This is a genomic window from Actinomadura sp. NTSP31 (assembly GCF_041951385.1).
Classification (GTDB): Bacteria; Actinomycetota; Actinomycetes; order Streptosporangiales; family Streptosporangiaceae; genus Spirillospora; species Spirillospora napierensis.
Genome location: NZ_JBGNUT010000044.1, coordinates 1 through 26,902, shown reverse-complemented (window position 1 = coordinate 26,902; position 26,902 = coordinate 1). Strand labels below are relative to the sequence as shown.

Here is a 26,902-nt window from a genome sequence, read left to right as displayed (position 1 = left end):
GGCAGGGGATCTTATCGCATCGGGATTATTGACTACCGTCAGGAAGCCGGGCATGCTCCAGCTACGGCAGGCTGCTTTCCCTAACAGGAGAACCTGCTTTCCGGTCTGGAGAGGGAGAGGAAGCGTATGCAGGTCCTCACCGAGAAAGAGGAGTCGGCCTTCTCGGCCCTGCGGGCCCAGCAGGTGATCCTGTGGTCCGCGCCCGTGCTGGCGCTCGTCCTGCTGGTGCTGTTCGCCGCCTTCCCCGGCTTCTTCCCGCCCATGTCGCCGGACATGAGCGCGGCCGAGGTCGGGGCGTTCTACCGGGACAACACCGCGCTCATCCAGCTCAGCATGGTGGGCTTCAACCTGTTCGGCATCCTGATCGTCCCGTTCTTCGTGCTGATCATGGTGCAGATGCAGCGGATGCGCAGCGAGAGCCACATCTACGCCTTCTCCTACCTCACCGCCGTCGTGGCCGGGGCGACCCTGTTCGCGCTGTCGAACGTCCTCTTCGCCGTGGCCGCCTTCCGGCCCGACCGGGGAGACGAACTGATCCAGGTCCTGAACGACCTGGCTTGGATCTTCTTCATCGCCCCGATCGGCATGCTGGTCGCCCAGTTCGTGCTGCTGGCCCTGGCCGTCTATGCCGACGACCGCGGGGCGCCGGTCTTCCCGCGATGGGTGGGGCACTACGCGCTGCTGACCGCGCTGGCCATGGCGCCCTCGGCGGGTGCGGCGGTGTACCGCGACGGTCCGCTGGCCTGGGACGGGCTGGTGTCGTTCTGGCTGCGCAACGGCGCCTTCGCGCTCTTCGCGGTGGTGATGTTCTTCGTCCTGCGCGCCGCCCTGCGGCACCAGGCCGAGCAGGACGGGGTGCCGTCGTGACGGACACCGATGCCGCTCCCACCGAAGAGGGGGCAGACGAGCCCGCGTCACCGAAGCGCGCCGGCAAGCGGGAGGTCTGGCTCGTCTACTGGGCGTTCACCGTCTTCTACACCGCCCTGTCGGTCGGGATATGTCTGCTGGGACGGGCCACCCCGCCGCCCCGTCCCGACGTCACCGGGCTGCAGGCCGCGGCCTGGTTCGACAAGCACCACCTCGGCATCCAGGTCGGCTTCGTGTTCCTCCTGGTGATCGCCGGCGGCGCCGCGATCTCCAACGGGATCATCGGCTACTTCATGAAGCGGATGTCGTCCGGCAAGATGCTCGCCTACGCCTACATCGCCACCATGGGCGTCGGCGCCGTCCCGGGCTTCCAGGTGCTGCTGGTCTGCTGGCTCACCGCGACGTTCCGCCCCGACCGCTCTCCCGACATCCTGTACCTGCTCTACGACCTGGGCATGCTGTCGTACAACGGGTCTCTCGGCTGCTTCACGGCCGCGTACACCGTCCTGGCCATCGCCGTCTTCTACGACAGGAACCGCATCTTCCCCAAGTGGTTCGCCTACGTCACCGTCTGGCAGATCGTCACCGAGATCCTGGCCAGCCAGATGTGGCTCCACCATTCCGGCGCCTTCGCCTGGAACGGCATGATCACCCTCTACATCGCCATCGTCATCTTCGGCCTGTGGATCGTCTGCCTGCTGGCCCTCCTCCGCAAGGCCGCCGAGCGCGAGACCGCGCACACCCCCGCCCTCTACGAGCCGGAGGGCACCCGATGACCGCCCCGGGCACCACGACGCGAACCCGCCCGCCGACCCGTGAACGACGCCTGCCCGGCGATGTCGACATGTGGGTCATGATCCTGGGCGACCTGTTCTTCTTCGGCTGCTACTTCGTCACCTACATGGTCTTCCGCGCCATGTCCACCGACGAGTTCACCGCCTCCCAGCGGCACCTGAACGTCGACATCGGCGTCGCCAACACCATCGTCCTGCTCACCAGTTCGCTGTTCGCCGCCCTCGCCGTGCTCGCCGTCCGGGAAGGGGCGCTGCGGAAAGCGCAGCGGCTGCTCCTGGCCACCGGCGCGTGCGGCGTGCTGTTCGCCCTGATCAAGGCCTACGAGTGGCACGCCGAGATCAGCCACGGCCGCACGATCCATGACGAGTTCTTCGGCTTCTACTTCGTCCTCACCGGCGTCCACCTCGTCCACCTGGCCCTCGGCCTGCTCGTCCTGGGCGTCGCGGTCCGCGAGCTGCGCGACCCCCGCAGGCGGCGGCAGGCGATCGTCGAGCAGAGCGTCCTGTTCTGGCACATGGTCGACCTGCTGTGGGTCGTCATCTTCGCCCTCCTCTACCTGATGAGGTGACCCGCGTGAGCGCACCCGACGACCGGCTCCTGAGGAAGGACAAGCGCACCGTCTTCGCCGCCTGGGCCGCCCTGACGGCCGCGACCGTCCTCGCCTGGCTCCTCACCCCCGGCGAATCCCAGACCGCGACGACGCTGGGCAACGAGCTCGTCGCCGCCATCGTCGTGATCGGCCTCGTCAAGTGCCGCCTGATCATCCGCTACTTCATGGAGGTCCGCCATGCCCCCCGCTGGCTCCGGCATGCCACGGACGGGTGGCTCGCCGTCCTCTGGCTGACCCTGCTGGTCATCTACCTCGTCTGACCCGGCCGGACACCCCGCTCGCCGCCGCGGGTCAGTCGTGCTCGTCGCGGTAGGCGGCGATGACGTCCGCGGCGGGGCCGTCCATGCGGACGCGGCCGTGGTCGAGCCAGATCGCCCGGTCGCAGGTCTTTTCGACGGTGCCGAGGCTGTGGCTGACCAGGACGACCGTGGCGGCCTGGTCGCGCATCTCCTTCAGCCGGTCCTCGCTGCGCCGCCGGAACCGGGCGTCGCCGGTGGCGAGCGCCTCGTCGATCATCAGGATCTCGCTGGCCTGCGCGGTGGCGATGGCGAACCGGAGCCGCTGCGCCATGCCGGTCGAGTACGTCTTCATCGGCATGTCGACGAACTTGCCGAGCCCGGAGAACTCCACGACGTCGTCGTACTTCTCGCGGACCTCGCGCAGCGGCATGCCCATCGCCAGGCAGCCGAGGACGATGTTGCGCTCGCCGGTGAGGTCGTTCATCAGCGCCGCGTTCACGCCGAGCAGGACGGGCTGCCCGCAGGTGAACACCTGGCCCCGGTCGCTCGGCAGCAGCCCGGCGATGCTGCGCAGCAGGGTCGTCTTGCCGGAGCCGTTGGAGCCGACCACGCCGACCGACTCGCCGCGGCGCAGGACGAACGAGACGCCGCGCAGGGCGTGCACCTCGCGCGGCCGCGGCCGGGCGCGGCGCAGCAGCCGGCGGGCGCCCCCGGAGCCGGTCTCGGCCCCGAGCACCCGGTAGCTGACGTGCAGCCGGTCGACGACGACCATGGGCTCGGTGTCCGGCCGCGCCGCGCCGCCGCCCGTCACCGGGACGTCCCGGGGCGGCGGGTCGGGATCTGACGGCATGGCGGGTCCCTTCCCCTCGCTCGGCACGGAACCGTCAGCGGCGGACCTCGGCCGGGGCCCGCCCGCGCAGGTCCTTCCCGCAGGCCGCCCGGGTACTCACCGCAGGGCGTTCCGGCCGCGCAGGACGGCGAGCAGGACGAGCGCGGCGGCCTGGATCGCGGCGACCACGGCGACCAGCAGGGTGACCGACCGGTCGTAGAGGGCGCCGGTGAGCGCGCCGCCCGCCAGCGCCGCGACGCCGAGGACCCCGGCGAAGATCCCGTAGGCGGTGGCCCTGCGCCGGGACGGGACGAGGTCGGCGACGACCGCGCGCAGCGTGGACTCCTGGATCCCGACGGCCATGCCCCAGAGCAGGGCGCCCGCGACCGCCAGTGCCACCGAGTCCGTGAACGCCAGAGCGGGGACGGCCGCGGAGAGCACGGGCAGGACGGCGAGCACGCGGGGGCCGACGCGGTCGTAGAGCCAGCCGGTGGCGAGCGCGGAGACGGCGTCGGCGGCCATCGCCCCGGCGTACAGGACCGGCACGAGGTCGGCGGCCAGCAGATGGCGGCGGACGAGGTGGAACGACAGGACCCCGAAGGTCGCGAACCCCGTCATGGTGACGGCGGTGAAAGCCGCGTACACGAAGTAGGAGCGCGGCAGCGCCGGCACGGCTTCCCCGCCGCGCGGCGCGGCGTCCTCAGCCGGTGGTGCGGGCGCGGGCTCGTACTCGGCCGGATCCGGCACGCGCGCGCGGAGCCAGAACAGCAGGGCCAGGGCGGCGGCGCCGGGGACGGCCAGCACGCCGAGCGCCGGCCCGTAGCCCCCCGCGGTGGCGGCGAGCACGCCCGCCACCGTCAGCGGGCCGATCAGGGCGCCGATCTGGTCCATCGCCTCGTGCACGGCGAACCCGCGCCCCCGTCCGGTGGTGGCGGTGGCATGGGAGAGCAGCGTGTCCTTGGCCGGGGACCGGACGGCCTTGCCGACCCGTTCGGCGACCACCAGCGCGCACGCGACCCACAGCACCCCGGTCAGCCCGAGCACGGGCACGGACACGGCGGTCAGGGCGTACCCGGCGATGGTCAGCGCCCAGAACCGGCGGGTGCGGTCGGCGAGGGGGCCGGACACCAGCCGCAGGCCGAGCGCGGCGGCCTCGCCCGCCCCGGTGACGAGGCCCACGACCGTCGCCGACGCGCCGAGCGAGGCCAGCAGCGGCCCGGTGATCGACCGCGCCCCCTCGTAGACGAAGTCCATGAGCAGGGACACCACGCCGAACACGACGATGAACCGCCACGGCGACAGCGCGGCGCCGCGGTCCCGGATGGTCATCGGCGCCCGCAGGCTGCTCGCATCACGGTCCTTCCGTCGCGCCCGTGTGGACGTCCAGTGTGCGCGACGGCCCCGTCTCAGACGCGGAAGGCCCGCATCTGGAGGGCGAGGGTGGCGTAGTAGCCGACGAGGGTGGTGAGTTCGAAGACGGTCTCGCGGTCGAGCGGCGGGACGCAGGCGGCCCACGTCGCGTCGTCCACGTCGCCCGCGGCGAGGGCCCGGGCGAGGCGCAGGACGGCCGCCTCGACGGGGTCGCCGAGGTCCAGCGGGGCGCCGGCGGCGATCGCGTCCAGCTCCGCGTCGGTGAGCCCGGCGGCCCGTCCGACGGCCTCGTGGGCGGTGCGCTCGAAGGCGCTGTCCCAGTGGGCGGCGACCACGAGGATCGCCATCTCGCGGGACCGTCCGCTGAGGGCGCCCTCGTAGCGGACGGCCGCGCCGAGCCGCTGCAGGGCGTCGCCGAGGGCTGGGCGCAGCAGGAACTCGTTGAACGGCCCTTGCAGGACGCCGTCGTCCGAGACGAGGGCGAACAGGCGCGGACCCTTGGCGCGCGGGCCCTCGGTGATGGAGCGGTACAGCGCGAGGCGGTCGCCGCCGAGTTCGGCGGGCGTGAAGGCGTGCTGGCGGGTCATTGCGTCCTCAATCTGGTGGTGATGTCGGCGGCCGTGGCGCGGAGCCGGTCGAGGATGTCCCCGCGCAGGTCGTCCAGGGGACGGCGCAGCGCGGACACGGCGACGTTCACCGCGGCCACCGGCGTGTCGCCGGAGCCGAACACGGGGGCCGACACCGACCGCAGGCCCTGCGCGAGCTCCTGGTCCTGGACGGCGTACCCGTCGCGGCGGATCTCCTCCAGCTGGGCGCGGAGGTCCGCCATGCCGGTGACGGCGTTGGGGCCGGCGCCGGGCGCGAAGGACGGCGCGGTGATGCGGCGGTCCAGCTCGTCCGGCGGCAGATGGGCGAGCAGGAGCTTGCCCATGGACGTGTAGGTGGCGGGCAGCGTCGAGCCGACGTGCACGTTGGCGGTGACGAGGTCGGCGTTGCGGAGCCGCGCGAGGTACAGGACGCGGTCCTCGACCAGGACGCCGAGGTTGACGGTCTCGCCGGTGGCGTCGGCGAGCAGCCGCAGCGGCCGGTCGCTGAGCTGCACCAGGCCGGAGCCGCGCATCGCCGCGGAGCCGAGCGTCAGGACCTTGACGCCGGGCTGCACGGTCCCGTCGTGCCGGCGTTCGAGGTAGCCGAGGTCTTCGAGGGTGCAGACGATCCGGAACGCGGTCGGCATCGGGATGCCGGTGAGTGCGCAGATGTCGCTGGTGCGCAGCGACAGCGTCGTGCCGTCGAACAGGCTCAGCACTTGCAGGCCCTTGGCCAGCGCGGCGATGTGGTAGCGCGACCGGTCCGGCTCGGCGCCCGCACCCTCGGGGCTCGCGCCTTCGGGGCTCACGGGCCGCCGCCGGGGGCCCGCCTTGACGCCATGACCGGCGTCACACCATACTCGTGCTTAGTGAAAGTAGCTTTCATACAGTGAAAGCTAGCTCGGGAAGGCGAGGAACCGCAAGTGGCAGACGGGACGATTCGACCGGCGCCGGACACCGGCACCGCGTGGCTGGGCCTGCAGGGCGCCCGGGTGCTGGTGCTCGGCGTGGGCGGGATCGGCGCGGAGTGCGCCCGCGGCTACCTCGGCGCCGGCGCGGTCGTCACGGCGGTCGACCGGGACGAGGACCGGCTGGACGCGCTGGAGCCCGGCCCGGACGGGACCAAGGCGCACACCCTCGCCGCCGACCTCACCGCGAAGGGCGCGGGCCGGGCGGTCGTCGAGCAGGCCGTCGAGACGATGGGCGGCCTCGACGTCCTGCTGCACTGCGTCGGCATCAACGACCGGCGCCCGGTGCTGGAGTTCACCGAGGACGACTGGGACCGGATCCTGCGCACCAACCTGTCCACCGCGTTCGGCGCGGCGCAGGCCGCCGGGCGGCACATGGTGGACGCGGGCGGCGGCCGCATCGTCTTCCTGTCGTCGGTGTCGGGGCTCCTGGCGCACCAGAAGCACGGGCCGTACGCCGCGTCCAAGGGCGGCATGAACCAGATGATGCGGGTCATGGCCGCCGAATGGGCGCGGCACGGCGTCACCGTGAACGCGATCGCGCCCGGCTACGTCGAGACGCCGCTGACGGCCGAGTACCTGGCGCGGCCGGGCGTCCGCGAGGATCTCGTACGGCTCGTGCCGGCGGGCCGGCTCGGCACGCCCGCCGAGGTCGTCGGCCCGATCCTGTTCCTGTCCTCACCGCACGCGGCGTTCATGACGGGGCACGTCATGTACGTCGACGGCGGACGCACGCTCGTCTAAAGGCAGTTGCCGGGGGTGTGGGGGTCGTCCCCCACGAATGACACGACAAGGAGAACCACATGGCTCAGAAGATCTTCCCGCGGTTCGAGGGGAAGACGGTGCTGGTCACGGGGGCCGGCACCGGCTTCGGCGCCGAGATCGCCGTGCGCGCCGCGCAGGAGGGCGCCCGCGTCGGGGTGCACTACAACTCCTCCAAGCAGGGCGCCGAGCGCACCGCGGAGCGGGTCCGCGAGGCGGGCGCCGAGGCGTTCGTCGTGCAGGCCGACATCGGCTCGTGGGACGCGATCCGCGCCCTGGCCGACGAGGTGTTCCAGCTCGCCGGCGAGCTGGACGTGCTGGTCAACAACGTCGGGGACGTCGCGACCGAGCAGATGTCGTGGCGGGAGCTGACTCAGGAGTCCCTGGACCGCGTCATCGACGTGGACGTCAAGGGCACGCTGCTGATGACGCACGAGTTCGGCGCGCGGATGCTGGAGCAGGGCCACGGCTCGATCGTGAACATCGGCTCGACCGTGGTGGTGCGCGGCAGCGCCCGCGCCCCGCAGTACGCCGCCGCCAAGTACGGGCTGCTCGGCATCACCAAGTCGTACGCCGCGGCGTTCGCGCCGGCCGTCCGCGTCAACACGTTCGCGCCCGGGTTCATGGAGACCGGCGCGACGCTGGAGCGCGAGGACTGGAAGTCGGGCCGCCGCGAGAAGCTGATCTCGCAGACCCCGCTGGGCCAGATCCCGCCGCCCGAGGTCGTCGCGGGCACCGCGCTGTTCCTGGCGACCGAGGACGCCTCGCACATCACCGGCGCCTACATGCTCGCCGACGGCGGGTTCAACATGGTCGGGGCCTAAGGCCATGGCGGGGCAGCGCGAGGAGAACGCCGTGGCGGGGAGCGTCCGCGAGGCGGAGCGGCCGAGGGTCGCCGCCCGCGACCTCACCCTGGCCTACGGCGACACGACGGCGGCGACGGACCTGACGTTCGACGTGCGGCCGGGCGAGTTCGTCAGCCTGATCGGGCCGTCCGGGTGCGGCAAGAGCTCGGCGCTGCGCGCGGTGGGCGGCCTGCTCGCGCCGGTGTCCGGGGAGCTGCTGGTGGACGGCACGCCGGTCGACGGCCCCCGTCCGCGTGACGTGGCGTTCGTCTTCCAGGACCTCGCGCTGTACCCGTGGCGCAGCGCCGTCCGCAACGTGGAGATCGCGCTCCAGTTCGCCGGGGTCGGCCGCGCGGAGCGGCGGGCGCGGGCGATGGACGCGCTGCGCGCGGTCGGGCTCGGCGACGTCCCGCACCGGTTCCCGCACCAGCTGTCGGGCGGGATGCGGCAGCGGGTCGCGATCGCGCGGGCGCTGGTGTCGGACGCGTCGATCCTGCTGCTGGACGAGCCGTTCGCGGCGCTGGACGAGCTGTCCCGGCTGAAGATCGGCGAGCAGCTCGTCACGCTCCTGGAGGAGCACGGCAAGACGGTGCTGTTCGTGACGCACAGCCTGTCGGAGGCGGCGTACCTGTCGGACCGGATCATCGTGATGACGCCGCGCCCGGCGACCATCAAGGAGGTCATCGAGGTCCCGCTGCCGCGGCCGCGCGAGCCGCAGGTGCTGCGGACGCCGGAGTTCCACGCGCTCACCGACCGGCTGTCGGCGCTGCTGCTGGAGGACGACGCCGGGGACGTCCGGTGATCGCGCCGCGCCGCGTCCTCGTCTACGCGGGGACGGTCGCGTCCGTCCTCGCGGTGTGGGCGCTGCTCGCCGGCACCGGAGCGGTCGCGCCGCTGCTGCTGCCGCCGATCGGCGACGTGTGGCAGGCGCTCTCCGACCTGGCCTCGGAGCCGTCGAAGCTGCTGGAGCCGGTCGACACCACGCTGGAGGAGACCGCGATCGCGTTCGGGATCGCGGCGGTGCTGGCCCTGCCGATCGGCGTGCTCGTCGGCTCGTCGCGGCTGCTGCGCCGCGCCTACGAACCCGTCCTGACCGGCCTGAACGCCCTCCCGCTGGTGATCCTCTACCCGGTGCTGGCGGCGACGCTCGGGGTCGGCTCGCACTCCAAGATCGCGCTCGGCGCGCTGTACGCGTTCTTCCCCATCGCGATCGCGGCGGCCCGCGCTACCGCGACCGTCGACGGCCGGCTCATCACCGCCGCGCGGACCATGGGCGCCACCCGCGCGCAGTGGCTGACCGGCGTCGTCCTGCCGGCGGTGCTCGGCCCGGTGCTCGCCGCGATGCGGGTGTCGCTGGGCCTGGCGCTCGTCACCGTCATCGCGTCCGAGTTCATCGCCGGCGCCGCCGGCATCGGCTACCAGCTCGGCACCGCCAGCCAGAGCCTCGACAGCCCCGGCCTGTTCGCCTGGATCGTCGTCGCCTGCCTGGTCACGGTCGCCGTCAACCTCCTGTTCTCGCTCACCACCCACGTGCTGCAGAAAGGCGTCACCCGATGAAGGTCACCGCAAGGATCGCCGCGGTCGCGGCGCTGTGCGCCGCCGCGCTCACCGCGTGCGGCGGTGGCGGCTCGTCCGGTCCGTCCACCTCGATCAAGCTGGGGCTCGTCCAGGCGCAGGACTTCGTGCACGCGATGCCCGCGCGGGTCGCCGTCCAGCAGGGCTTCTTCAAGGACGCCGGGCTGGACGTCAAGGTCATCGACTTCAGCGCCGGCTCCGACCTCACCAAGGCGATGACCGGCGGGTCCGTCGACGTGGGCGCCGCGACCGGGCTGGACGCGGTGTCGGGCGCCGCGAAGAAGCTGGACACCCAGGCGTTCTACGGGGTCATGGGGCAGAGCCCGATGGCGCTGATCGTCCCGGAGAAGTCCAGCATCACCGGCTTCTCCGGCATCGCGGGCAAGAAGCTCGGCATCTCCAAGGCCGGCTCGCTCACCGACTACATCACCCGCGCGACCGCCGAGGCCTCCAGCGTGGACTTCGAGAAGGTCAAGGAGGTCCCGCTCGGCGACCCGGCCGCGACGATGTCGGCGATGAAGCGCGGCGACGTCGACGGGTTCGTCCTGCCGGTCAACTTCGGGTTCCTGCTCCAGGCCAAGCACGAGGGCAAGATCGCGCAGAAGGCGTCGGACGTCCTCGGCCCGAACTCGCAGTTCGCGGTGCTGATGGCCAAGAAGTCGACCATCTCCGGCAACAAGGCGAACCTGAAGAAGCTCGCCGGCGCCTACACCAAGGCGCTGACCTGGATGAAGGCCAACAAGCAGCCGACCGTTGACCTCGCGGTGTCCAAGCTCGGCATGCCGAAGCCGATCGCCGAGCAGACCTACGACGCGCTGATCGGCGGCTTCACCCCCGACGGCGGCATCAGCGCCGCGGGCATGGCCGGCTACGCCAAGGCGCTGCCGAAGCTCGGCATCGCGACGTCGTCGCCGGCGCAGGACGCCTACCTCAGCACCGAGATCGTCTCGGCGAAGTGACATGACGGCCATCACCGGAGCCTCCCCCGCGGCCGCGCGGCGCACCGCGCGGCCGCGGGAGGCGGCGGCGGTCCAGCTCGTCCGCTGGGGCACCGTCGCAGCGCTGGTCGCGGTGTGGGAGGCGCTGACCCGGCTGACGGACGCGGGCGGCGACTACCTCACCTCGCCCAGCCGGATCGTCGCCGACGGCCTGCCGAAGGTGCTGGAGAGCGACTCCCTGACCCTCGTCGGATACACCACCTACCGGTTCCTGATCGCGTTCGCGATCACCGCCGTCGCGGGGCCCGCGATCGGGCTGCTGCTCGGACGCCTCAACAAGCACGTCTACCTCGGCGGACGCGACGTCGTGTCGGTGCTGTACGCGCTGCCGATGGCGCCGCTGTACCCGCTGTTCGTGCTCTGGCTCGGCCTCGGCGACGGCTCGGAGATCGCGTTCGGCGTCATCCACGGGATCATCCCGGTGATCCTCATGACGATGACGGCGGGCGCGGCGGTCGAGCCCGCCGTGCTCGACTCCGGCCGCGCGATGGGCGCCGGGCGGCTGCGCCGGCTGCTGTTCCTGGTGGTGCCCGCCTGCCTGCCCGACATCATCGGCGCGCTGAAGATCGGCGCGGCGCTGTCGCTGCTCGGCGTGCTGCTGGCCGAGCTGATGATCTCGGTGGACGGCGTCGGCACGTTCATCTCCACCCAGATCACCAACCACGGCGCCGCCGCGCTGGACGCCATGGTCCTGGTCGTCTGCGTCGGCGCCCTCGCGGTCAACGCGGCGCTGTCGGCGATCGAGAAGCGCGCCTCCCGCGGCCGTCCGGACCGTCCCTGACCTGCTGACTCCCCCATTCACCGAGGAAACTGGACGACATGAAACTGATCACCTTTGACGAGGGCCGGGTCGGGCGGCTCGACGGCGACGACGTCATCGAGCTCGACGTCCCGTCCACCCGCGCGTACTTCGAGCGCGACGGGAAGGTCGGCGAGACCGGCGAGCGGCTGAAGCTGGCGGACGTGCGGCTGCGCGCGCCGATCCGGCCGAAGAAGTTCTTCCACACCGCCGGCAACTTCGCCGACCACCACGAGGAGCTCCAGGCCGTCAACTGGTCGCACCCGGTGCACAAGGGCATCGTGTTCTTCCAGAACGTCGACGCGATCATCGGCCCGGACGACCCGATCGTGTACCCCGAGCACCTCACCAAAGAGCTGGACTACGAGCTGGAGCTGGCCGTCATCATCGGCAAGCCCGGCAAGTTCTTCGGCCCGGACGAGGCCGTCGAGCACATCGCCGGGTTCACCGTCTTCAACGACATCACCGCGCGCGACATCCAGCGCCGCGAGATGGAGTCGGGCGTCTTCTCCTTCAGCAAGGCGATCGACACGTTCTGCCCGATCGGGCCGTACATCGTCACCGCCGACGAGATCGACGACATGCAGAACCTGGCGATGCAGCTGCGGGTGAACGGCGACGTCCGGCAGACCGGGCACACCAAGCAGATGCGCGTGTCGATCCCGCACCTGGTGGCGTACCACTCGCCGCAGATCTTCAGCGCCGGGGACATCATCACCACCGGCACCGTCTCGGGGGTCGCGGCCGTCCAGCCGAACCCGTTCGACTTCTACCTGCGTCCCGGCGACGTGGTCGAGGCCGAGATCGAGGGCGTCGGGACGCTGCGCAACCACGTCGTGTCCTGGCAGGACGCCCACGGCGAGCCCGCTCCGGAGAAGGTCGACTGGTGAGGGTCGCCAACCTCAAGGGCCGCCTGGTCGTCGTGGCCGGCGACGCTGCGATCGACGTCGCGGAGGCGAGCGGCGGCCGGTTCACCGCCGACCCGCAGGCCGTCTTCGCCGAATGGGACGCCTTCCGCGACTGGGCCGGCGGGCTCGACGCCGCGCAGGGCACGCCGTTCGCCGTCGAGGACCTCGGGGCGCCCGTCCCGCGCCCGGCGCAGGTGTTCGCGATCGGCATCAACTACGCCGAGCACGCCGCCGAGGCCGGATACCCGCCGGACTCCGCGCCGGTGACGTTCACGAAGTTCCCGAGCTGCCTCGCCGGGCCCGTCTGCGACGTCGAACTGCCGTCCGAGACGGTGGACTGGGAGGTCGAGGCCGTCGTCGCGATCTCCCGCGAGACCCACCGGATCGGCCGCGAGGACGCCTGGGACCACGTCGCCGGGATCACCCTCGGGCAGGACCTGTCCGAGCGGACCGCGCAGCTCGCGGGCGCGAAGCCGCAGTTCAGCCTGGCCAAGTCGCACGCGAACTTCGGGCCGACCGGCCCCTGGCTGGTCACCCCGGACGCGTTCGGCGACCCCTCCGACCTGGCGATCTCGTGCAGCCTGTCGGGCGAGACGGTGCAGAGCGCGCGCACCTCGTCGATGATCTACGACATTCCGGAGCTGCTCGTCCGGCTGTCGCGGGTCTGCCGGCTGCTCCCCGGCGACCTGATCTTCACCGGGACGCCGCCGGGCGTCGGCAACGCGCGCACCCCGAAGCGGTTCGTCCGGCCGGGCGAGGTCCTGGTCAGCGAGCTGGAGGGGGTCGGGAGCATCACGCAGCGGTTCGTCGCCGCCGAGGGCGCGCGGTGAGCGTCCGGGTCCGGGAAGGCGTCGAGTACGCCGCCGAGGTCGGGTACCGGCCGCTGCTCCTCGACCTCTACCTGCCTCCCGCGGACGGCGCGCCGGTCGTGCTGTTCCTCCACGGCGGCGGCTGGCAGCGCGGGACGCGGCGCGACTTCGGGCGCGAGTTCGCCGGCTGGCGGCCGTCCCCCTTCGAGCGGATCGCCGAGGCGGGGTTCGCGGTCGCGTCCGTCGACTACCGGCTGTCGGGCGAGGCGCGGTATCCGGCGCAGTTGGAGGACGTGCGGGCGGCGGTCGGGTGGCTGCGCGAGCACGGCGGCGAGCACGGGTTCGACGGGTCGCGGATCGTGGCGTGGGGCGAGTCGGCCGGGGCGCATCTGGCCGCGCTCGCCGCGCTCACCGGTCCCGGGATCGCGGCCGTGGTCGGCTGGTATGGCGTGTACGACCTGGCCGCGATGCCCGAGCCCGGCGACGCGTCGTCGCGGGAGGCGCGGCTGCTCGGCGCGCCGGCCGGCGACGTCCCGGCCCTGGCCGCCGAGGCCAGCCCGATCGCGCACGTCCACGCGGGCGCGCCGCCGTTCCAGCTCTGGCACGGGACGGCCGACCGGTTCGTGCCGATGGCGCAGAGCGAGCGGATGGCGGAGGCGCTGCGCGCGGCCGGCGTCCCGGTCGAGTTCCGGCAGGTCGAGGGCGCGGACCACATCTGGCGGGACGCGCCGGACGTCGGCGCCGTCTTCCGGGAATCGCTGGAGTTCGCCCGTGGCGTCCGGACGTGACCTGGATTACGCTGATGCTACCACACTGAGAAAGTTACTTTCATTCACTGAAAGTTGAGGGAGGCCCGCGATGGGCGAGATCGTGTTCACCGGCGGATCGGTGTTCGACGGGACCGGCCGGGAGCCGTTCCCCGGCGAGGTCGTCGTGCGGGGCGACCGGATCGCCGCCGTCCGTCCGGGCCACTCCCCCGCGCCCGAGGGCGCGACCGTGATCGACTGCGCGGGCGCGACCGTCATGCCGGGCCTGGTCGAGGGGCACGCGCACCTGACGTTCCCCTCGGCGGTCGGGCACCTGGAGCCCCGCTTCAACCCGCCGGTCGACGTGTCGTTCTTCGGCGCCCCGCCCACGGCCGAGGAGCACCTCGCGCTCGCCGAGCGCAACGCCCGGATCCTCCTCGACGCGGGCTTCACCAGCGCCTACTCGGCCGGCTCGCTGACCCCCGGGAACGTGGAGGTCCAGCTCCGCGACCGGATCGCGGCCGGCGAGGTGCCCGGGCCGCGGCTGCGCGCCGCCAGCTTCGAACGCGACAACAACCCCGTCCGGCACGGCGCCGAGAACACCACCCCGACCGGCCTGGCCCGCTTCATCGCCGACCAGGCCGCGCTCGGCTTCGACTCGGTGAAGCTCCTGCTCAGCAACGACGACGTGTTCGTCCCCGGCGGCTCGATGCAGACCCAGTACACCGCCGAGGAGGCCGCGGCGGCCGGCGCGGCGGCGCGCGAGGCGGGCGTCTGGCTGAACTGCCACGCGCAGAACCCCGAGTCGATCAAACTCGCCGTCCGCAACGGGTTCCGGTCGGTGTACCACTGCTCGTACGCCGACGAGGAAGCCCTCGACCTGCTCGAAGAGCACAAGGACGAGCTGTTCACCGCCCCCGCCGTCGGGATCATGTGGGCGAACGTCCACGAGGCCGAGGAGTTCGGCATCGACCGGGCAATGGCCGAGCGCATGGGCTCGGTCGCGCAACTGGAGGCGCAGACCGCGCTCTACCCGGAGATGCGGCGGCGCGGCATCCGCGTCCTGCCCGGCGGCGACTACGGCTTCCCGCAGACCCCCATCGGCCGCAACGCCCGCGACCTGCAGCTCTTCGTGGACCTGTTCGGCTACACCCCCGCCGAGGCGCTCATCGCCGCGACGAAGTGGGGTGGCGAGGTCATGGACATGGCCGACGAGCTGGGCGTCCTCGCGGACGGCTACCTCGCCGACCTGCTCGTCGTCCACGGCGACCCGACGCGGGACGTCGCGCTGCTCCAGGACCCGGCCAACCTGAGCGTCATCATGCAGGGCGGCCGCCTCCACAAGGGCGGCCCCGCCTGACCGTCCGGGGCCGTCAGCGGCCGCCGAGCAGCATCGTGATCTCCGCGCACGTGCCCTCGACGAGCGGCCGGATCTCCTCCAGCAGCCGCGCCGTGGACACCTCGGTCGCGGGCACCGCCACGTTCACCGCGGCGACCACCTTCCCGGCCGCGTCCCGGACCGGCCCGGCCACCGACCGCAGCCCGTAGGCCAGTTCCTCGTCCTGCACCGCCCAGCCGCGCTCCCGGGCCTCCGCCAGCGCGGGGCGCAGCTCGTCCAGCGACGCCACCGCGTTCGGACCGGCCGGCCCGGCGAACGACCCGCCGGTCAGCACCCGCTCCAGCTCCCCGCCGTCCAGGTGCGCGAGGAGCATCTTGCCCATCGACGTCCGGACCGCCGGCAGCCGCGACCCCACCTGGATGTTGGCCGTCACCAGGTCGTTGTTGCGCAGCCTGACCAGGTACAGCACGTGGTCGCCGGACAGCACGCCGAGGTTCACCGTCTGCCCGGTCGCCTCGACGAGGCGGCGCAGCGGGCCGTCCGCGAGCTGCACCATGTCGAGGCTGCGCAGCGCGGAGAACCCGAGCGTGAGCACCTTCGGCGCGGGCCGGTACGCGCCGTCCGGCAGCTGCTCCAGGAACCCCTCGCTCACCAGCGTCGACGCCATCCGGAACGCCGTCGGCATCGGCAGGCCGGTCGCGGCGACGACGTCGGTCAGCTTCATGGCCGGGCGCTGCTCGGAGAACAGCCCGAGGATGCGCAGCCCCTTCGCGAGCGCCTCCACGTGGTAGGCGCCCTTCGGACGGGCCGCGCCGCCCGCCTGGCGGGACGTGGGCTGGTTACGCGGCGGCACTCGGACTCGCTTCCTGCGCACGGACACTGGCCGCCTCATGGTAGTCAGCCCCGCGCGGACGGCGCGCGGCTCAGCCGCCGCCGGCGATCCTGAACCGCCCCATCATCCCCATCGCCGAATGGTCGATGATGTGGCAGTGGTAGAGGTAGTCGCCGCCGAACGCGGGATCGAACGCCACCCGGACGCCGACGGACTCGCCCGGCCGCACCATCACGGTGTCCTTCAGCCCGTCCTCGGTCGGCATCGGCGGCCCGCCGCCGCGGTCCAGCACCCGGAAATCGGCCAGATGGACATGGAAATTGTGCTGGACCACCTGGTTCTCGTTGACGATCCGCCACGTCTCGGCGGCGCCGCGCTCGACGGTGAAATCGATCCGGCCGGCGTCGAACGCCCTGCCGTTGATGAATCCCATGCCCGTCCTCTTGTCCATGGAGAGCCGGAATTCGCGGGCGACAGTGGCCGGGCGCAGGGCGGGCAGGGCCGCGAGTCGCTCCGGGACGCGGCTGTCGTCCCGGACGCCTTCGCACACGTCGAAGCGGAGAATGCCGTCGGTGGACGGCCGGATGGAGAACCCGTCGCGGAGCACGACCTGCGCGCCGGGCACGTACCTGGAGAAGTCCACGACGATGTCGGCGCGCTCGCCGGGTGACAGCGGAACCGAGGTCGTGGTCAGCGGCGCCTCCATAAGCCCGCGGTCGGTGGCGATCTGCTGGAAGGCGTCGCCGGTCGACAACTCCACCTTGAAGAAACGCATGTTCGCCGCGTTCAGCAACCGCAACCGGTACTTGCGCGCCGCCACGCGGAAATACGGCTGAGGGCGCCCGTTGACGAGAATCGTGTTGCGGCCCTCGAAGTCCTCGGGAATGTAGATCAGGGAGCCGTCACCACCGAAACGGGCGTCCTTGAGGACGATCGGCACGTCGAAGCATCCGCTCGGCAGCCCAAGCCCCGCTTCGCATTCGTCATGCAGCAGATAGGTCCCGGCCAACCCCCGGTACACGTGCTCCGATTCCAGATGGTGCGCGTGGTCGTGATACCAGAGCGTCGCCGCCCGCTGCCCGTTCGGATAGCGGTACCGCCTGGCCCTCCCGGGCTCGACGAGGTCCATCGGGCCGCCGTCGTCCTCCGGCCGGACCTCGCCTCCATGCAGGTGCACCGTCGTCGGCTCGTCCAGGCGGTTCACGTGCTCGACCACCACGCGCCGTCCGGCCCGCGCCCGGATGGTGGGGCCGGGGAACGCCCCGTTATAGGCCAGTACCGGCGTCCGCACCCCGGGCAGGATCTCGGCCAGCGCCGGTGCCGCGACGAGCCGGTAGTGGTCGGCCTCGCGCGTCGACCGCACCGGCCGCGCCTCGACCGGCACGCGCATCGGCACGGAGAACGCCGGCGGAACGGGCCCCGTCCGCCGCCGGACGAACGCGGGGCCGCCGGCCGCACGCACGGCGAGCCCGCCTGCGGACAGCTTGAGCAGCGCCCGCCGATCCAGAGTTCCCACGCCCCCCGCCGTCACCCCGCCGCACCGCGCTCCGCCCACCCACTGCCCTCCCCGCGCCCTCCCCGCCGAAACGGTGCCCGCCGCCCTGGGTCAGTTGGGGGCTGCGCCGGGTTGGAGCGCGGTGGTGGAGATGTGGCCGTTGTTGCAGACCATGCCCTGGTTCCAGTTGACGGCGAGGTGGGAGCGCTCGTCCGGCGGGGTGATCCAGGCGAGGCCCGGGGTGGGGGCGCAGGCTCCGTGCGCCGGTTCGCGGGCGCCGGGGACGACCGTCCACTGCAGGCGCGCGTGGGCGCTCCCGCCGGGCTGGAGCCTGACCGTCTGCGGACCCGGCGGGGAGAGCCGCTCGACGCGGGTGGGGATCGGGTGGTCGGACGCGGTGAGCAGCAGCATCCCGACGTAGCCGTAGACGTGGCAGGCCGAGCCGGAGGTGTTCGTGAGGGTGAGGAAGGCGTAGCGCTGCCCGGCCGCGGGTCCGGCGGTGCCGATGCGCGCCTTCAGGTCGTCAGAGCGGCAGCGTCCCGAGCCATGGGACGCGGTGCCCGACGGCGCGCTCGGGGTCGGGGCGAAGTCCCTCGTGATCGTCGGGGACGGCGTGCCGGGGGCGGCGGTCGTCCTGCTCGGGGTGGGCGAGGCGCCCGAATCGCCACCGCCGCCACAGGCGCACAGCACGGCGGCAGCGGCGGCGAGGACGATCGCGAACGGCGGCTTGCTGATCCCTGGCGGTCGCACGCGCCCCTCCTCACGCCGGCTGAGCCGTATATGCCCGATGCCGGTCCGCTCAAGGGGCCCGGCATCGGCCATATGAGGCCCGGAGCGGGCTAGCGGGAGGTGATGGTCTCGTCCGCCGGGCTCGCCGCCGTGGTCACGTCGAACTGGAGGCCGCCGGGCGCCGCCGACACCTCCACGTGCCGGCCGTGCTCGAGGTCGCCGGCCAGCAGCAGGTCCGACAGCTGGTCGTCCACCTCGCGCTGGATGGTGCGGCGCAGCGGGCGCGCGCCGAACTCCGGCTGGTGGCCGCGCTCGGCGATCCAGTCGACGGCCTCCGGCGTGAACGACACGGTGACGTGCTGGGCGCGGAGCCGGCGGCGCGTCTCGTCCAGCAGCAGGTCGGTGATCTGCCGGAGCTGGCCCGCCTCCAGCCGCTGGAACACGATGATCTCGTCGATCCGGTTGAGGAACTCGGGCCGGAACGACTCGCGCAGCCGCCGCATGATCCGGTCGCGCAGCGCGGTGTCCTCGCCCTCCCGGCCGCCGAACCCGATCTCGGTCCGGCCGGTGATCAGGTCGGAGCCGAGGTTGCTCGTCATGATCACCACGGTGTTGCGGAAGTCGACGGTGCGGCCCTGCGCGTCGGTGAGGCGCCCGTCGTCCAGCAGCTGGAGCAGGACGTTGAACACGTCCTGGTGCGCCTTCTCGATCTCGTCCAGCAGGATCACCGAGTACGGCTGCCGCCGCACCGCGTCGGTGAGCTGCCCGGCCTCCTCGTAGCCGACGTATCCGGGCGGCGCGCCCATCAGCCGGCTGACGGTGTGCCGCTCCTGGAACTCGCTCATGTCGAACCGGATCATCCGGTCCCGGCTGCCGAACAGCGCCTCCGCGAGCGCCTTGGCCAGCTCGGTCTTGCCGACGCCGGTCGGGCCGAGGAACAGGAACCCGCCGATCGGGCGGTCCGGGTCGCCCATCCCCGCGCGCGACCGCCGGACGGCCCGCGCGACCGCCGCGACCGCGTCCTCCTGGCCGATGACGTGCTGGTGGAGGTGCTCCTCCAGCCGGGACAGCCGCTCCCGCTCGGCCTGCGTCAGCTGCGTCACCGGGACGCCGGAGATCCGCGACACCACCTCGGCGATGTCCTCGGCGGTCACCTCGGGGACGCCGACCGGCTCGTGGTCGTCGCGCATCCCCGCCAGGTCGTCCTGCAGCCGGCCGATCTCGTCGCGCAGCTCCTTGGCCTTCTCGTAGTCCTCGTCCGCGACGGCCTGGTCCTTCTCGCGGCGCCGCCGGTCGAGCCGGTCCTCCAGCTCGCGGCGCCCGCCGTCGCGCGTCCCGGACCGCAGCCGCACCCGCGCCCCCGCCTGGTCGATCAGGTCGATCGCCTTGTCCGGCAGGAACCGGTCGGTGAGGTAGCGGGTGGACAGGTCGACGGCCGCGACCAGCGACTCGTCGGTGTAGCGGACCTGGTGGTGCGCCTCGTACCGGTCCCGCAGCCCGCGCAGGATCTCGATGCTGTCGTCGGCGGACGGCTCCGGCACCATGATCGGCTGGAAGCGGCGCTCCAGCGCGGCGTCCTTCTCGATGTTGCGGCGGTACTCGTCCACGGTCGTCGCGCCGACCACGTGCAGCTCGCCGCGCGCCAGCGCCGGCTTCAGCATGTTCCCGGCGGTCATCGCGCCCTCCGCGCCGCCCGCCCCGACGAGGGTGTGGATCTCGTCGATGAACACCACCAGCTCGTCGGCGTGCGCGCGGATCTCGTCCACGACCTTCTTCAGCCGCTCCTCGAAGTCGCCCCGGTACCGGGTGCCCGCGACGACGCCGGACAGGTCCAGCTGGACGATCCGCTTCCCGCGCAGCGTCTCCGGGATGTCGTCGTCCACGATCCGCTGCGCGAGGCCCTCCGCGATCGCGGTCTTGCCGACGCCGGGGTCGCCGATCAGCACCGGGTTGTTCTTCGTGCGCCGCGACAGGACCTCGACGGTCTCCTCGATCTCCTCGTCCCGGCCGATCACCGGGTCGATCCGGCCCTCCCGGGCCAGCGCCGTCAGGTCGCGGCCGAACTCGTCCAGCGTCGGCGTCTCGGAGTGGCCGTTCCCGCCGTTCCCCGGCGGCTGCCCGCCGCCGCCCGCGGCCGCCGACTGCAGCGTGTCCGGGGTGACGTGCGCCGCGTCGAGGATGCGTCCCGCGCTGGAACCGCGGTCCAGCGCCAGCGCGAACAGCAGGTGCTCGGGACCGATATAGGACGACCCGAGCGCGCGCGAGACCTGGTGCGAGTCGAGCAGCGCGCGCTTGGCGGCCGGGGTCAGCTCGGGCTGGGCCTCGCGCGGCTCCCCCCGGTACGCGTGGTTCTCGATCTCGTGCTGGATCGCGTCGGGGTCGGCGCCGGCGCGCTCCAGCCAGTGCCGGGTGCCCTGCTGCCGCGTCGCCGCCCACAGCAGGTGGTCGGCGTCCAGGTCGCGGCTGCCCCACTCCGCCGCCCGCGTCGCCGCGTCCCGGACGAGCTCGCGGGCGGGCTCGCTCATCAGCCGGGCGAGGTTGATCCGCTCGGTCGGCCGCCGATGCGCCCGGGTCCCGAAGAACCGGGCGAGCATCTCCTCGAACGGGTCCATCCCGCCGGATCCGTACCACGCCGTCATTGAGAACCTCCCGTCCCCCTGCTTCGGTCCCACGATGGCAACGGTCTGGACCGTGCCCACGCGGGTGCGCCGGAAACACCAGGTGAGCGCCCTGCCGGGGGCGCGCGGTCAGAGGCGGGTACCGGGATGGATCAGGTTGACCGACAGCAGCAGGCCGCGGTCGGCGAGGATCTCCTCCGGAGCCCCCTCCGCGACGATCCGGTGCTCCTCGGAGAAGACCACGCAGCGGTCGGCGATGCGGGGCAGCGCGTCCAGGTCGTGGGTCGCGTGCACGATCGTCTTCCCGGCGGCGCCGAGCTGCTCGATCAGGTCGGTCAGCCAGTACTGCGAGCGGGGGTCGAGCGCCGCCGTCGGCTCGTCGAACAGCAGCACCTCGGGGTTCGTGGCCAGCACGGACGCGATCGCGACCCGCTTCTTCTGGCCGCCCGACAGCTGGAACGGCGCCCGGTCGGCGAGCGCCTCGATGCCGAGCATCGCGAGCACCTCGTCGACCCGCGCGGACGCCGCGTCCGCGTTCAGGCCGAGCTGGAGCGGCCCGAACGCGATCTCCTCGCGGACGTTCGGCGAGAACACCTGCGCGTCGGAGTTCTGGAACACGAACCCGACCCGGGACCGGAACGCCTGCGAGAACTGCTCGTCCTCCAGGGTGTCCTCGGTGACCGGCTGGCCGAACGCGGTGAACTCGCCCGAGCTCGGGAAGACCAGCCCGTCCAGCAGCTTGAGCAGGGTCGACTTGCCGCAGCCGTTCGCGCCGAGCAGCGCGACCCGCTCCCCGGGGCGGACCGTCAGCGACACCCCGTCCAGCGCGGGATAGCGGTCGAGATAGGAGTAGCTGACCTCGCGGCACTCGAACGTGACGCCGGCCGCGCCGGTCACGGGCGCGACCGTCTCCGGGTTAGTTGCCAAGGAAGTGATCCCCGATGAGTATCGCCGCGGCCAGCGCGGCGCAGCAGAGGGCCGCGGCGATGTCGAAGCCGGTCAGCCGGAACGCCTGGAGCGTCCGGGCGTCACCGCGGTAACCGCGCGCCGTCATCGCCTGGTGCACCTCTTCCGACAGCTGGTTGGCCTTGCCGAACAGCGCGCCGCCGCTGGCGCCGAGGAAGGCGCGGGCGCCGCCGTCGTGCTTGGCCGCCCCGATCGTACGGGACGTGCGGGCCTGGTACATGTCGGTGACGGTGTTGAGCAGCAGGAAGATGTACCGGTACGCCATCCCGATGATCAGGATGAAGATCCGCGGGACGCCGACCGAGCGCAGCGCCGCCAGCAGCCGCACCCACGGCGTCGTCAGGGTCAGCAGCACCACCAGCGAGATCGACACCGCGACCCGGCTGACGACGAGGCCCGCGGACGTCAGCCCCTGGCTGGTGAACCCCTCCGCCCGGCCGTGCCAGTGCCACAGTGTCAGCACCACGTCCCCGTGCGTGACCACGGACAGCGTCGCGGGCAGCACGACGATCCCCGTGAAGATCGGCACGAACAGCCAGACCCGCTTGATGAAGAACCCGACCGGCAGCCTGGACGCGGCGGCCAGCGCCAGCGTCACCGCGTAGACGGCGACGAGCGTCGGGATGTTGCGGGCCAGCCCCGCGGCGACCAGCAGCACGATCATCGAGACGAACTTCACCCGCGGGTCGACGCGCTGCAGCAGGCCGCGCCGCCGCGCCGTGTCGTCGCTGAACATCACCTGCCGGAGCAGTCCCGCGCCGCCGTTCAGCGTCTTGCGCAGGTAGCCGCCCTTCCTGCGCTTGCCGATGCACCCGCACGGGCACATCGCCAGTTCCTTCTGGAGCAGCCACTGCGGCACCTGGACCCGCTCACCAACGGCCTGCTCGCTCACGACTGTTCCTCCCGTGGACGCGCTCACGACTGCACCTCCCGAGGGGGGACGACCCCCCGCGCCCCCCGGTTCGCTTCGCTCACGACTGTTCCGCCGTCTCCTGACGGGCCGCGCCGCGCCGGGCCGCCGCCCAGCGGACGGCCGCGGTGATCAGGAAGATCGCGGCGCCCACGATCGCGATGCCGACGACCGCGGAGACGATATAGCCGATCGTGGGATGCGCGTCCGAGGTGAAGTCGTAGCCCTCGAACAGCGCGTGGTGCCAGAAGCCGTTGTACTTGTTCAGCCCGCTCGGCACCGCCGACAGGCCGTACTTGTGCAGGTCGAGGTCCTCCGGGGCGTCCTCGCCGAACGCGCCGCCGGGCGCCAGCAGGCCGAGCGGCGTGAGGACGGCCATCACCGCCACCGCGCCCAGCGCGACGCGCAGCGGGCGGCCCCGGCGCGGCGGCGCCGCCTTCTCTCCGTCCGCCGCGACGCCCGCGTGGTTGACGCGCAGCAGCGGAAGGTTGGCGCGCTGCAGGTAGGCCACGACGCCGCCGGTGAGGATCCCCTCGGCGATCCCCGCGATGGTCAGGTGCGCCAGCATCATCGCCGGGATCGTCTGGTCCAGGTGGTACGGCGCGTACAGCGGCGCGCCCGCCGCGTTGTGGAACAGGTCGGGCTGGACGCCGAACTCGATCGCCGCCGCGAACGCCGCCGCGTTGATCCCCGCGTACCCGCCGACGGCCGCCGCGAGCGCCCGGCGCGGGGCGGTCAGCGCGGACCGTCCGGCGATCAGCTTGTACACCCCGTACCCGACGAAGGGGGCGAGGACGGCCATGTTCGCGCAGTTGAAGCCGAACGCCAGCACGCCGCCGTCCCCGAACAGCAGGGCCTGGAAGCCGAGCGCCACGCTGACCGCGAGCACCGCCGCCCACGGTCCCAGCAGGATCGCGATGATCGTCGCGCCGATCGCGTGCGCGGTGGTGCCGTCCGGGATCGGGATGTTGAACATCATCACCAGGAAGCTGACGGCGGCCAGCACGGCCAGCGTCGGCACGTGCCGGTTGCGGACCACGCGCTGCACGCGGCGGACCGCGACCGCCCAGGCCGGCACGGTGATGGCGTACCCCACCGCGCAGGTCTGCGGACTCAGGTATCCGTCCGGAATGTGCATGCCCACCCACTCACGCTCAACGACGCACAGATGCCGCAGTTGCGACCTTCTCGCAATAAGTTAGTCGAACTCGGCACACCCGACCACAACCGCCCCGCCAGGTAAGGCCACTGCGACCCTCCGGCCACTCACGGCCCCGGACGCTCACGCGGGCTGGCAGTGCCCGCACCACACCGTCATCCGCCCGGAGACGCGGCGGCGGGACAGCCGCGTGCCGCAGCGCGGGCAGACGCCCTCCGGGTCGTCACGCGCCCCGGTCAGCCAGGTGCGGCGGGGCGGCACCCGCTCCGCCTCGACCGACCGGCGCAGGACGTCCCGCATCGCCCTGTGCAGGGCCTTCATCTCGTCGCCGTCCAGGTCCCGGGCCCGGCGGAGCGGGTTGATGCGGGCGCGCCAGCAGATCTCGTCGGCCAGCAGGTTGCCGAGACCGGCGATCACCGACTGGTCCGTCAGCGCGCTCTTGAGCCGGCCCCGCCGGCCTCCCAGCCGTTCGGCGAGGCCGTCCCGCGAGAGGTCGAGCGCGTCGGGTCCGAGGTCGGCGAGCCGCCGCTCCGCCTCGTCGCCGTCCTCGGCGAGCCGAACGCCCTGCAGCTTGCGCATGTCGCGATAGCGCAGCTCGCCGTCCCCGAAGCGCCAGATCACCCGGTCGTGCGGGTGGGCCGGCTCGCCGCCGGCATGCCACGACAGCGACCCGGTCATCCCGAAATGCAGCATCAGCACCGGCCCCTGCACCGGCGCGACCAGCCATTTCCCGCGCCTGCGCGGCTCCTCGAACCGGTGCCCGCGCAGCGCGCGGCCCAGCCGCCCGGCGCTCACCCCGCGCAGGACGCCGGCGTCGCGCACCTCGACCGACCGGATGCGGTCGCCGGTGTGCGCGGCGAGCACGCGGCGGAAACCCTCGACGTCGGGAAGCTCCGGCATGCCCTCCCCCTACCCGCTGTGCGGTTTCCGCGCCCCGGTTTGTCACCGTTGGCCATGGTGCGGACGCGGCCCGTGGAGTTACCTTCCGGTAGGCCGAATCGGAAACGCTCGCTATTCGATTCGGTGTCGCATGCCCGACCAGCCCACCCCGGGAGCCCCCATGCGCCGCAGACCCGCCGCGTTCGCCCTGGCCACCGCCCTCACCCTCGGCCTCACCGCCGCACCCGCCTCCGCCACGCCCGGCTCGCCCGGCCCGCCGGTCGCGCCGTCCACCGCGTCCGCCCTCGCGGCGGCGCAACTGCCGAACTTCGACCCGCTCACGCCGTCCGCGAACCCGGTCGAACTGACCAGCGACCCGCACGACCTCGGCAAGGTCACCTACACCTACAACGGCCAGACGCACACCGTGCAGGACTACCTGAACCGCGCCGCGCAGGGCTTCGTCGTCCTGGACGGCAGCACGATCCTGGACGAGTGGTACGCGCCCGGCTACTCCAAGGACACGCTGTTCCAGTCCTGGTCGATGGCCAAGTCCTACACCGCCGACGCGATCGGCGTCGCCCTCGGCGAGGGGAAGATCCACTCCATCGACGACACGGCCGGCGCCTACGTCCCCGAACTCGCGAACACCGCCTACGGGGCCGTGACGATCCGGAACCTCCTCCGCATGGCGTCCGGAATCGGGTGGAACGAGACCGTCGACGACGTCCCGCTGCATGTCGGTGTCAGCCTCGGCCTCTACAGCACCCTGCAGTTCGCCGCCACCCGCACCAAGGCCGTCGACCAGGGCACCCAGTTCAACTACACGAGCCTCAACACCGCCGTGCTCGCCCTCGTCCTGCAGAAGGCCACCGGCCAGCCCTACTACCGGTACCTCCAGGAGAAGATCTGGGGCCCCGGCGGCATGGCCGCCACCGCCTACGTCGGCAACGACTCCCACGGCGACGCCCTCGGCTACTGCTGCATCTACGCAACCGACCGCGACTTCGCCCGCTTCGGCAAACTGATGCTGGACGGCGGACGCGGCGTCGTCCCCGCCTCATGGGTCTCCCAGGTCGGCACGCCCTCCGGCGTCAGCCCGTCCTACGGGCTCGGCTGGTGGGTCGACGGCGACAACGGCTACTACGCCAGCGGCCTCGGCGGACAGCTCATCTACGTCTCGACGAAGTACCACGTCGTGATCGTCAAGAGCACGTTCCTCAACCCCGACGAAGGCGAGACGCTCCCGGCCTTCCGCGCCGTCGCCGCCGAGGTCGCCCGCAGCCGCTGAGCCCGGAGTGACCCGCGCCCTCGCGCGCGGGTCACTCCTCCAGGTGCGGGTTGACGAACACGTCCTTGACCTCCGCGGCCGTCAGGTCGGTACGCCCCGTCAGGTCGTTGCGGGGATCGGCGAACCGGAACCGGTAACCGCCGGGCGGCAGATGCCCGATCTCCCACCAGTTCCCGTCGAGGTCCTTCAGGTAGAACGAGTACACGCCGTGCTGCCGCACCGGCTTGTTCAGCTCCTTGACGCCGTACTCGTCCTGGACCGCACTGATGGCCCGGAACGCCTCGTCCACTTCCTCATCGCTGCCCACGTCCAGCCCATTGTGATAGAGCAGCGGCATATCCGGCCGATCCGGCTTCGATTCCACGCAGACATACGTGTGATCGCCACCGAGACGAATGTAGAGCGCCGCCTTCATCGGCTGGACGACCTCCAGGCCGAGGACCTCCTCGTAGAACCGCCGGGTGGCCGCGACATCGGTGATCTTGAGCGTCCCGTGGGACAGGAACCGCGTCTTCACCACGGGTTCCTTCGTCGACCGCTGCGTGATCCCCGGCATGGCGCTTCCCTTCACCTCGACGGCGATGGCCACCATTCCATAAGCACCATTTGCCCACAATGCCGGAAGAGTGACTATCTGCACGACCACCGCGTCAACCGACACCGCCCGAGCCCCGTTCCCATTCGCGCCGCGCCCCCGCGACCTGCCCCAGCGCGGCCTTGAAGCCAAGAAACACCTCATCGCCCAGCAGCCGCCGATGCCGCCGCCCAACGCTGACCGCGACCAGACCAAAGCCGACAGCAGCTCCCTCCTCGACGGCCTCACCCACCGACGCACGCCGTCATGGACGAGAAGGGTGTTCGGGACGAGGGGTGAGGGGTCGGCCGTGCGGTGGGGTGGCGCTGGCGTACGGGGCCGCCCCTCCAAAGTCAAGGGCGCCTTCGGCGTCGCTTCGCGATGGACTTCGTCCACCCTTGA

The 26,902-nt window shown here is 72.2% G+C and carries 29 protein-coding genes; 15 read left to right on the top strand and 14 right to left on the bottom strand.

Annotated features, from left to right (window positions below; all coding sequences use genetic code 11):
• The first annotated feature begins 126 nt into the window (after positions 1 to 126).
• Genes ACA514_RS44220 through ACA514_RS44205 form a run of 4 tightly spaced genes read left to right on the top strand, consistent with a single transcriptional unit; the run spans position 127 to position 2,532 of the window.
• Positions 127 to 867, top strand: a complete 741-nt coding sequence (locus ACA514_RS44220) for a hypothetical protein (protein ID WP_375047476.1) — start codon at positions 127 to 129, stop codon at positions 865 to 867.
• Complete coding sequence (locus tag ACA514_RS44215) at positions 864 to 1,643, top strand: hypothetical protein (protein WP_375047475.1); 780 nt, start codon at positions 864 to 866, stop codon at positions 1,641 to 1,643. The genes ACA514_RS44220 and ACA514_RS44215 overlap by 4 nt, the downstream gene beginning before the upstream one ends.
• Positions 1,640 to 2,230 carry a cytochrome c oxidase subunit 3 gene (locus ACA514_RS44210; protein ID WP_375047474.1) on the top strand — a complete coding sequence of 197 codons (591 nt, stop codon included), beginning with the start codon at positions 1,640 to 1,642 and terminating at the stop codon, positions 2,228 to 2,230. The genes ACA514_RS44215 and ACA514_RS44210 overlap by 4 nt, the downstream gene beginning before the upstream one ends.
• A gap of 5 nt (positions 2,231 to 2,235) precedes the next feature.
• Positions 2,236 to 2,532 (top strand): cytochrome C oxidase subunit IV family protein, encoded by a 297-nt coding sequence (locus ACA514_RS44205; RefSeq protein ID WP_375047473.1) that lies wholly within the window; start codon positions 2,236 to 2,238, stop codon positions 2,530 to 2,532.
• A 31-nt stretch (positions 2,533 to 2,563) separates the two neighbouring features.
• On the opposite strand, the gene ACA514_RS44200 is transcribed toward ACA514_RS44205, so the two are convergent.
• From ACA514_RS44200 to ACA514_RS44185, 4 genes are all read right to left on the bottom strand, one after another.
• The gene (locus ACA514_RS44200; protein WP_375047472.1) at positions 2,564 to 3,361 is read right to left on the bottom strand and encodes an ABC transporter ATP-binding protein; all 798 of its coding nucleotides are present in this window, start codon (positions 3,359 to 3,361) and stop codon (positions 2,564 to 2,566) included.
• A 96-nt stretch (positions 3,362 to 3,457) separates the two neighbouring features.
• Positions 3,458 to 4,669 (bottom strand): MFS transporter, encoded by a 1,212-nt coding sequence (locus ACA514_RS44195; RefSeq protein WP_375047471.1) that lies wholly within the window; start codon positions 4,667 to 4,669, stop codon positions 3,458 to 3,460.
• Positions 4,670 to 4,746: 77 nt separating this feature from the next.
• Complete coding sequence (locus ACA514_RS44190) at positions 4,747 to 5,298, bottom strand: carboxymuconolactone decarboxylase family protein (RefSeq protein WP_375047470.1); 552 nt, start codon at positions 5,296 to 5,298, stop codon at positions 4,747 to 4,749.
• Positions 5,295 to 6,107 (bottom strand): IclR family transcriptional regulator, encoded by an 813-nt coding sequence (locus tag ACA514_RS44185; protein WP_375047469.1) that lies wholly within the window; start codon positions 6,105 to 6,107, stop codon positions 5,295 to 5,297. The genes ACA514_RS44190 and ACA514_RS44185 overlap by 4 nt, the downstream gene beginning before the upstream one ends.
• Positions 6,108 to 6,221: 114 nt before the next feature.
• Here ACA514_RS44185 and ACA514_RS44180 point away from each other — a divergent pair, with 114 nt between their 5' ends.
• The 10 genes from ACA514_RS44180 (at position 6,222) to ACA514_RS44135 (ending at position 15,068) form a co-directional block, all read left to right on the top strand.
• A complete protein-coding gene (locus ACA514_RS44180) occupies positions 6,222 to 7,010 on the top strand; it encodes an SDR family NAD(P)-dependent oxidoreductase (RefSeq protein WP_375047468.1) in 789 nt (262 codons plus the stop codon).
• A 59-nt stretch (positions 7,011 to 7,069) separates the two neighbouring features.
• The gene (locus tag ACA514_RS44175; RefSeq protein WP_375047467.1) at positions 7,070 to 7,852 is read left to right on the top strand and encodes an SDR family NAD(P)-dependent oxidoreductase; all 783 of its coding nucleotides are present in this window, start codon (positions 7,070 to 7,072) and stop codon (positions 7,850 to 7,852) included.
• A 4-nt stretch (positions 7,853 to 7,856) separates the two neighbouring features.
• Positions 7,857 to 8,675 (top strand): ABC transporter ATP-binding protein, encoded by an 819-nt coding sequence (locus ACA514_RS44170; protein ID WP_375047466.1) that lies wholly within the window; start codon positions 7,857 to 7,859, stop codon positions 8,673 to 8,675.
• Entirely contained in the window at positions 8,672 to 9,430 is a 759-nt protein-coding gene (locus tag ACA514_RS44165; protein WP_375047465.1) for an ABC transporter permease, read from the top strand. The genes ACA514_RS44170 and ACA514_RS44165 overlap by 4 nt, the downstream gene beginning before the upstream one ends.
• Positions 9,427 to 10,407: an ABC transporter substrate-binding protein gene (locus tag ACA514_RS44160; protein WP_375047464.1), complete on the top strand. Its 981-nt coding sequence runs from the start codon at positions 9,427 to 9,429 to the stop codon at positions 10,405 to 10,407. Before ACA514_RS44165 ends, ACA514_RS44160 begins: the two co-directional genes overlap by 4 nt.
• Position 10,408: 1 nt before the next feature.
• Positions 10,409 to 11,227, top strand: coding sequence for an ABC transporter permease (locus tag ACA514_RS44155; protein ID WP_375047463.1), 819 nt, complete (start codon positions 10,409 to 10,411; stop codon positions 11,225 to 11,227).
• Positions 11,228 to 11,265: 38 nt separating this feature from the next.
• A complete protein-coding gene (locus tag ACA514_RS44150) occupies positions 11,266 to 12,135 on the top strand; it encodes a fumarylacetoacetate hydrolase family protein (RefSeq protein WP_285910137.1) in 870 nt (289 codons plus the stop codon).
• Positions 12,132 to 12,983 (top strand): fumarylacetoacetate hydrolase family protein, encoded by an 852-nt coding sequence (locus ACA514_RS44145; protein ID WP_375047462.1) that lies wholly within the window; start codon positions 12,132 to 12,134, stop codon positions 12,981 to 12,983. Before ACA514_RS44150 ends, ACA514_RS44145 begins: the two co-directional genes overlap by 4 nt.
• The gene (locus tag ACA514_RS44140; protein ID WP_375047461.1) at positions 12,980 to 13,750 is read left to right on the top strand and encodes an alpha/beta hydrolase fold domain-containing protein; all 771 of its coding nucleotides are present in this window, start codon (positions 12,980 to 12,982) and stop codon (positions 13,748 to 13,750) included. Before ACA514_RS44145 ends, ACA514_RS44140 begins: the two co-directional genes overlap by 4 nt.
• 70 nt (positions 13,751 to 13,820) lie before the next feature.
• A complete protein-coding gene (locus tag ACA514_RS44135; RefSeq protein WP_375047460.1) occupies positions 13,821 to 15,068 on the top strand; it encodes an amidohydrolase family protein in 1,248 nt (415 codons plus the stop codon).
• A 13-nt stretch (positions 15,069 to 15,081) separates the two neighbouring features.
• Here ACA514_RS44135 and ACA514_RS44130 read toward each other — a convergent pair whose 3' ends face one another.
• The 8 genes from ACA514_RS44130 to ACA514_RS44095 form a co-directional block, all read right to left on the bottom strand.
• Positions 15,082 to 15,900 carry an IclR family transcriptional regulator gene (locus ACA514_RS44130; protein ID WP_375047459.1) on the bottom strand — a complete coding sequence of 273 codons (819 nt, stop codon included), beginning with the start codon at positions 15,898 to 15,900 and terminating at the stop codon, positions 15,082 to 15,084.
• Between the two features lie 70 nt (positions 15,901 to 15,970).
• Positions 15,971 to 17,395 carry a multicopper oxidase family protein gene (locus ACA514_RS44125; RefSeq protein ID WP_375047458.1) on the bottom strand — a complete coding sequence of 475 codons (1,425 nt, stop codon included), beginning with the start codon at positions 17,393 to 17,395 and terminating at the stop codon, positions 15,971 to 15,973.
• 90 nt (positions 17,396 to 17,485) lie between these two features.
• On the bottom strand, positions 17,486 to 18,124 hold the full coding sequence (locus ACA514_RS44120) for a DUF4232 domain-containing protein (RefSeq protein WP_375047457.1): 639 nt from the start codon (positions 18,122 to 18,124) through the stop codon (positions 17,486 to 17,488).
• An 89-nt stretch (positions 18,125 to 18,213) separates the two neighbouring features.
• Positions 18,214 to 20,742: an ATP-dependent Clp protease ATP-binding subunit gene (locus tag ACA514_RS44115; RefSeq protein ID WP_375047456.1), complete on the bottom strand. Its 2,529-nt coding sequence runs from the start codon at positions 20,740 to 20,742 to the stop codon at positions 18,214 to 18,216.
• A 108-nt stretch (positions 20,743 to 20,850) separates the two neighbouring features.
• Complete coding sequence (locus tag ACA514_RS44110) at positions 20,851 to 21,648, bottom strand: energy-coupling factor ABC transporter ATP-binding protein (RefSeq protein ID WP_375047455.1); 798 nt, start codon at positions 21,646 to 21,648, stop codon at positions 20,851 to 20,853.
• Complete coding sequence (gene cbiQ, locus ACA514_RS44105; RefSeq protein WP_375047454.1) at positions 21,638 to 22,579, bottom strand: cobalt ECF transporter T component CbiQ; 942 nt, start codon at positions 22,577 to 22,579, stop codon at positions 21,638 to 21,640. Before cbiQ ends, ACA514_RS44110 begins: the two co-directional genes overlap by 11 nt.
• A 79-nt stretch (positions 22,580 to 22,658) precedes the next feature.
• A complete protein-coding gene (cbiM, locus tag ACA514_RS44100) occupies positions 22,659 to 23,735 on the bottom strand; it encodes a cobalt transporter CbiM (protein WP_375047510.1) in 1,077 nt (358 codons plus the stop codon).
• A gap of 144 nt (positions 23,736 to 23,879) precedes the next feature.
• Positions 23,880 to 24,656: an Fpg/Nei family DNA glycosylase gene (locus tag ACA514_RS44095; RefSeq protein WP_375047453.1), complete on the bottom strand. Its 777-nt coding sequence runs from the start codon at positions 24,654 to 24,656 to the stop codon at positions 23,880 to 23,882.
• Between the two features lie 160 nt (positions 24,657 to 24,816).
• Here ACA514_RS44095 and ACA514_RS44090 point away from each other — a divergent pair, with 160 nt between their 5' ends.
• Positions 24,817 to 25,926, top strand: a complete 1,110-nt coding sequence (locus ACA514_RS44090; protein ID WP_375047452.1) for a serine hydrolase domain-containing protein — start codon at positions 24,817 to 24,819, stop codon at positions 25,924 to 25,926.
• Between the two features lie 31 nt (positions 25,927 to 25,957).
• Here the strand turns inward: ACA514_RS44090 and ACA514_RS44085 are convergent, their stop codons facing one another.
• Both ACA514_RS44085 and ACA514_RS44080 read right to left on the bottom strand, forming a co-directional pair.
• Positions 25,958 to 26,587 (bottom strand): VOC family protein, encoded by a 630-nt coding sequence (locus tag ACA514_RS44085; RefSeq protein ID WP_375047451.1) that lies wholly within the window; start codon positions 26,585 to 26,587, stop codon positions 25,958 to 25,960.
• Positions 26,577 to 26,753 carry a hypothetical protein gene (locus ACA514_RS44080; protein ID WP_375047450.1) on the bottom strand — a complete coding sequence of 59 codons (177 nt, stop codon included), beginning with the start codon at positions 26,751 to 26,753 and terminating at the stop codon, positions 26,577 to 26,579. The genes ACA514_RS44085 and ACA514_RS44080 overlap by 11 nt, the downstream gene beginning before the upstream one ends.
• Between the last annotated feature and the right edge of the window lie 149 nt (positions 26,754 to 26,902).

Bases quoted from the DNA above. Each gene is read 5' to 3' on its own strand.
- ACA514_RS44220 (WP_375047476.1), top strand. From the start codon at position 127: ATGCAGGTCCTCACCGAGAAAGAGGAGTCGGCCTTCTCGGCCCTGCGG.
- ACA514_RS44210 (WP_375047474.1), top strand. From the start codon at position 1,640: ATGACCGCCCCGGGCACCACGACGCGAACCCGCCCGCCGACCCGTGAA.
- ACA514_RS44200 (WP_375047472.1), bottom strand. From the start codon at position 3,361: ATGCCGTCAGATCCCGACCCGCCGCCCCGGGACGTCCCGGTGACGGGC.
- ACA514_RS44195 (WP_375047471.1), bottom strand. From the start codon at position 4,669: ATGACCATCCGGGACCGCGGCGCCGCGCTGTCGCCGTGGCGGTTCATC.
- ACA514_RS44190 (WP_375047470.1), bottom strand. From the start codon at position 5,298: ATGACCCGCCAGCACGCCTTCACGCCCGCCGAACTCGGCGGCGACCGC.
- ACA514_RS44175 (WP_375047467.1), top strand. From the start codon at position 7,070: ATGGCTCAGAAGATCTTCCCGCGGTTCGAGGGGAAGACGGTGCTGGTC.
- ACA514_RS44170 (WP_375047466.1), top strand. From the start codon at position 7,857: ATGGCGGGGCAGCGCGAGGAGAACGCCGTGGCGGGGAGCGTCCGCGAG.
- ACA514_RS44160 (WP_375047464.1), top strand. From the start codon at position 9,427: ATGAAGGTCACCGCAAGGATCGCCGCGGTCGCGGCGCTGTGCGCCGCC.
- ACA514_RS44155 (WP_375047463.1), top strand. From the start codon at position 10,409: ATGACGGCCATCACCGGAGCCTCCCCCGCGGCCGCGCGGCGCACCGCG.
- ACA514_RS44150 (WP_285910137.1), top strand. From the start codon at position 11,266: ATGAAACTGATCACCTTTGACGAGGGCCGGGTCGGGCGGCTCGACGGC.
- ACA514_RS44135 (WP_375047460.1), top strand. From the start codon at position 13,821: ATGGGCGAGATCGTGTTCACCGGCGGATCGGTGTTCGACGGGACCGGC.
- ACA514_RS44115 (WP_375047456.1), bottom strand. From the start codon at position 20,742: ATGACGGCGTGGTACGGATCCGGCGGGATGGACCCGTTCGAGGAGATG.
- cbiM (WP_375047510.1), bottom strand. From the start codon at position 23,735: ATGCACATTCCGGACGGATACCTGAGTCCGCAGACCTGCGCGGTGGGG.
- ACA514_RS44095 (WP_375047453.1), bottom strand. From the start codon at position 24,656: ATGCCGGAGCTTCCCGACGTCGAGGGTTTCCGCCGCGTGCTCGCCGCG.
- ACA514_RS44090 (WP_375047452.1), top strand. From the start codon at position 24,817: ATGCGCCGCAGACCCGCCGCGTTCGCCCTGGCCACCGCCCTCACCCTC.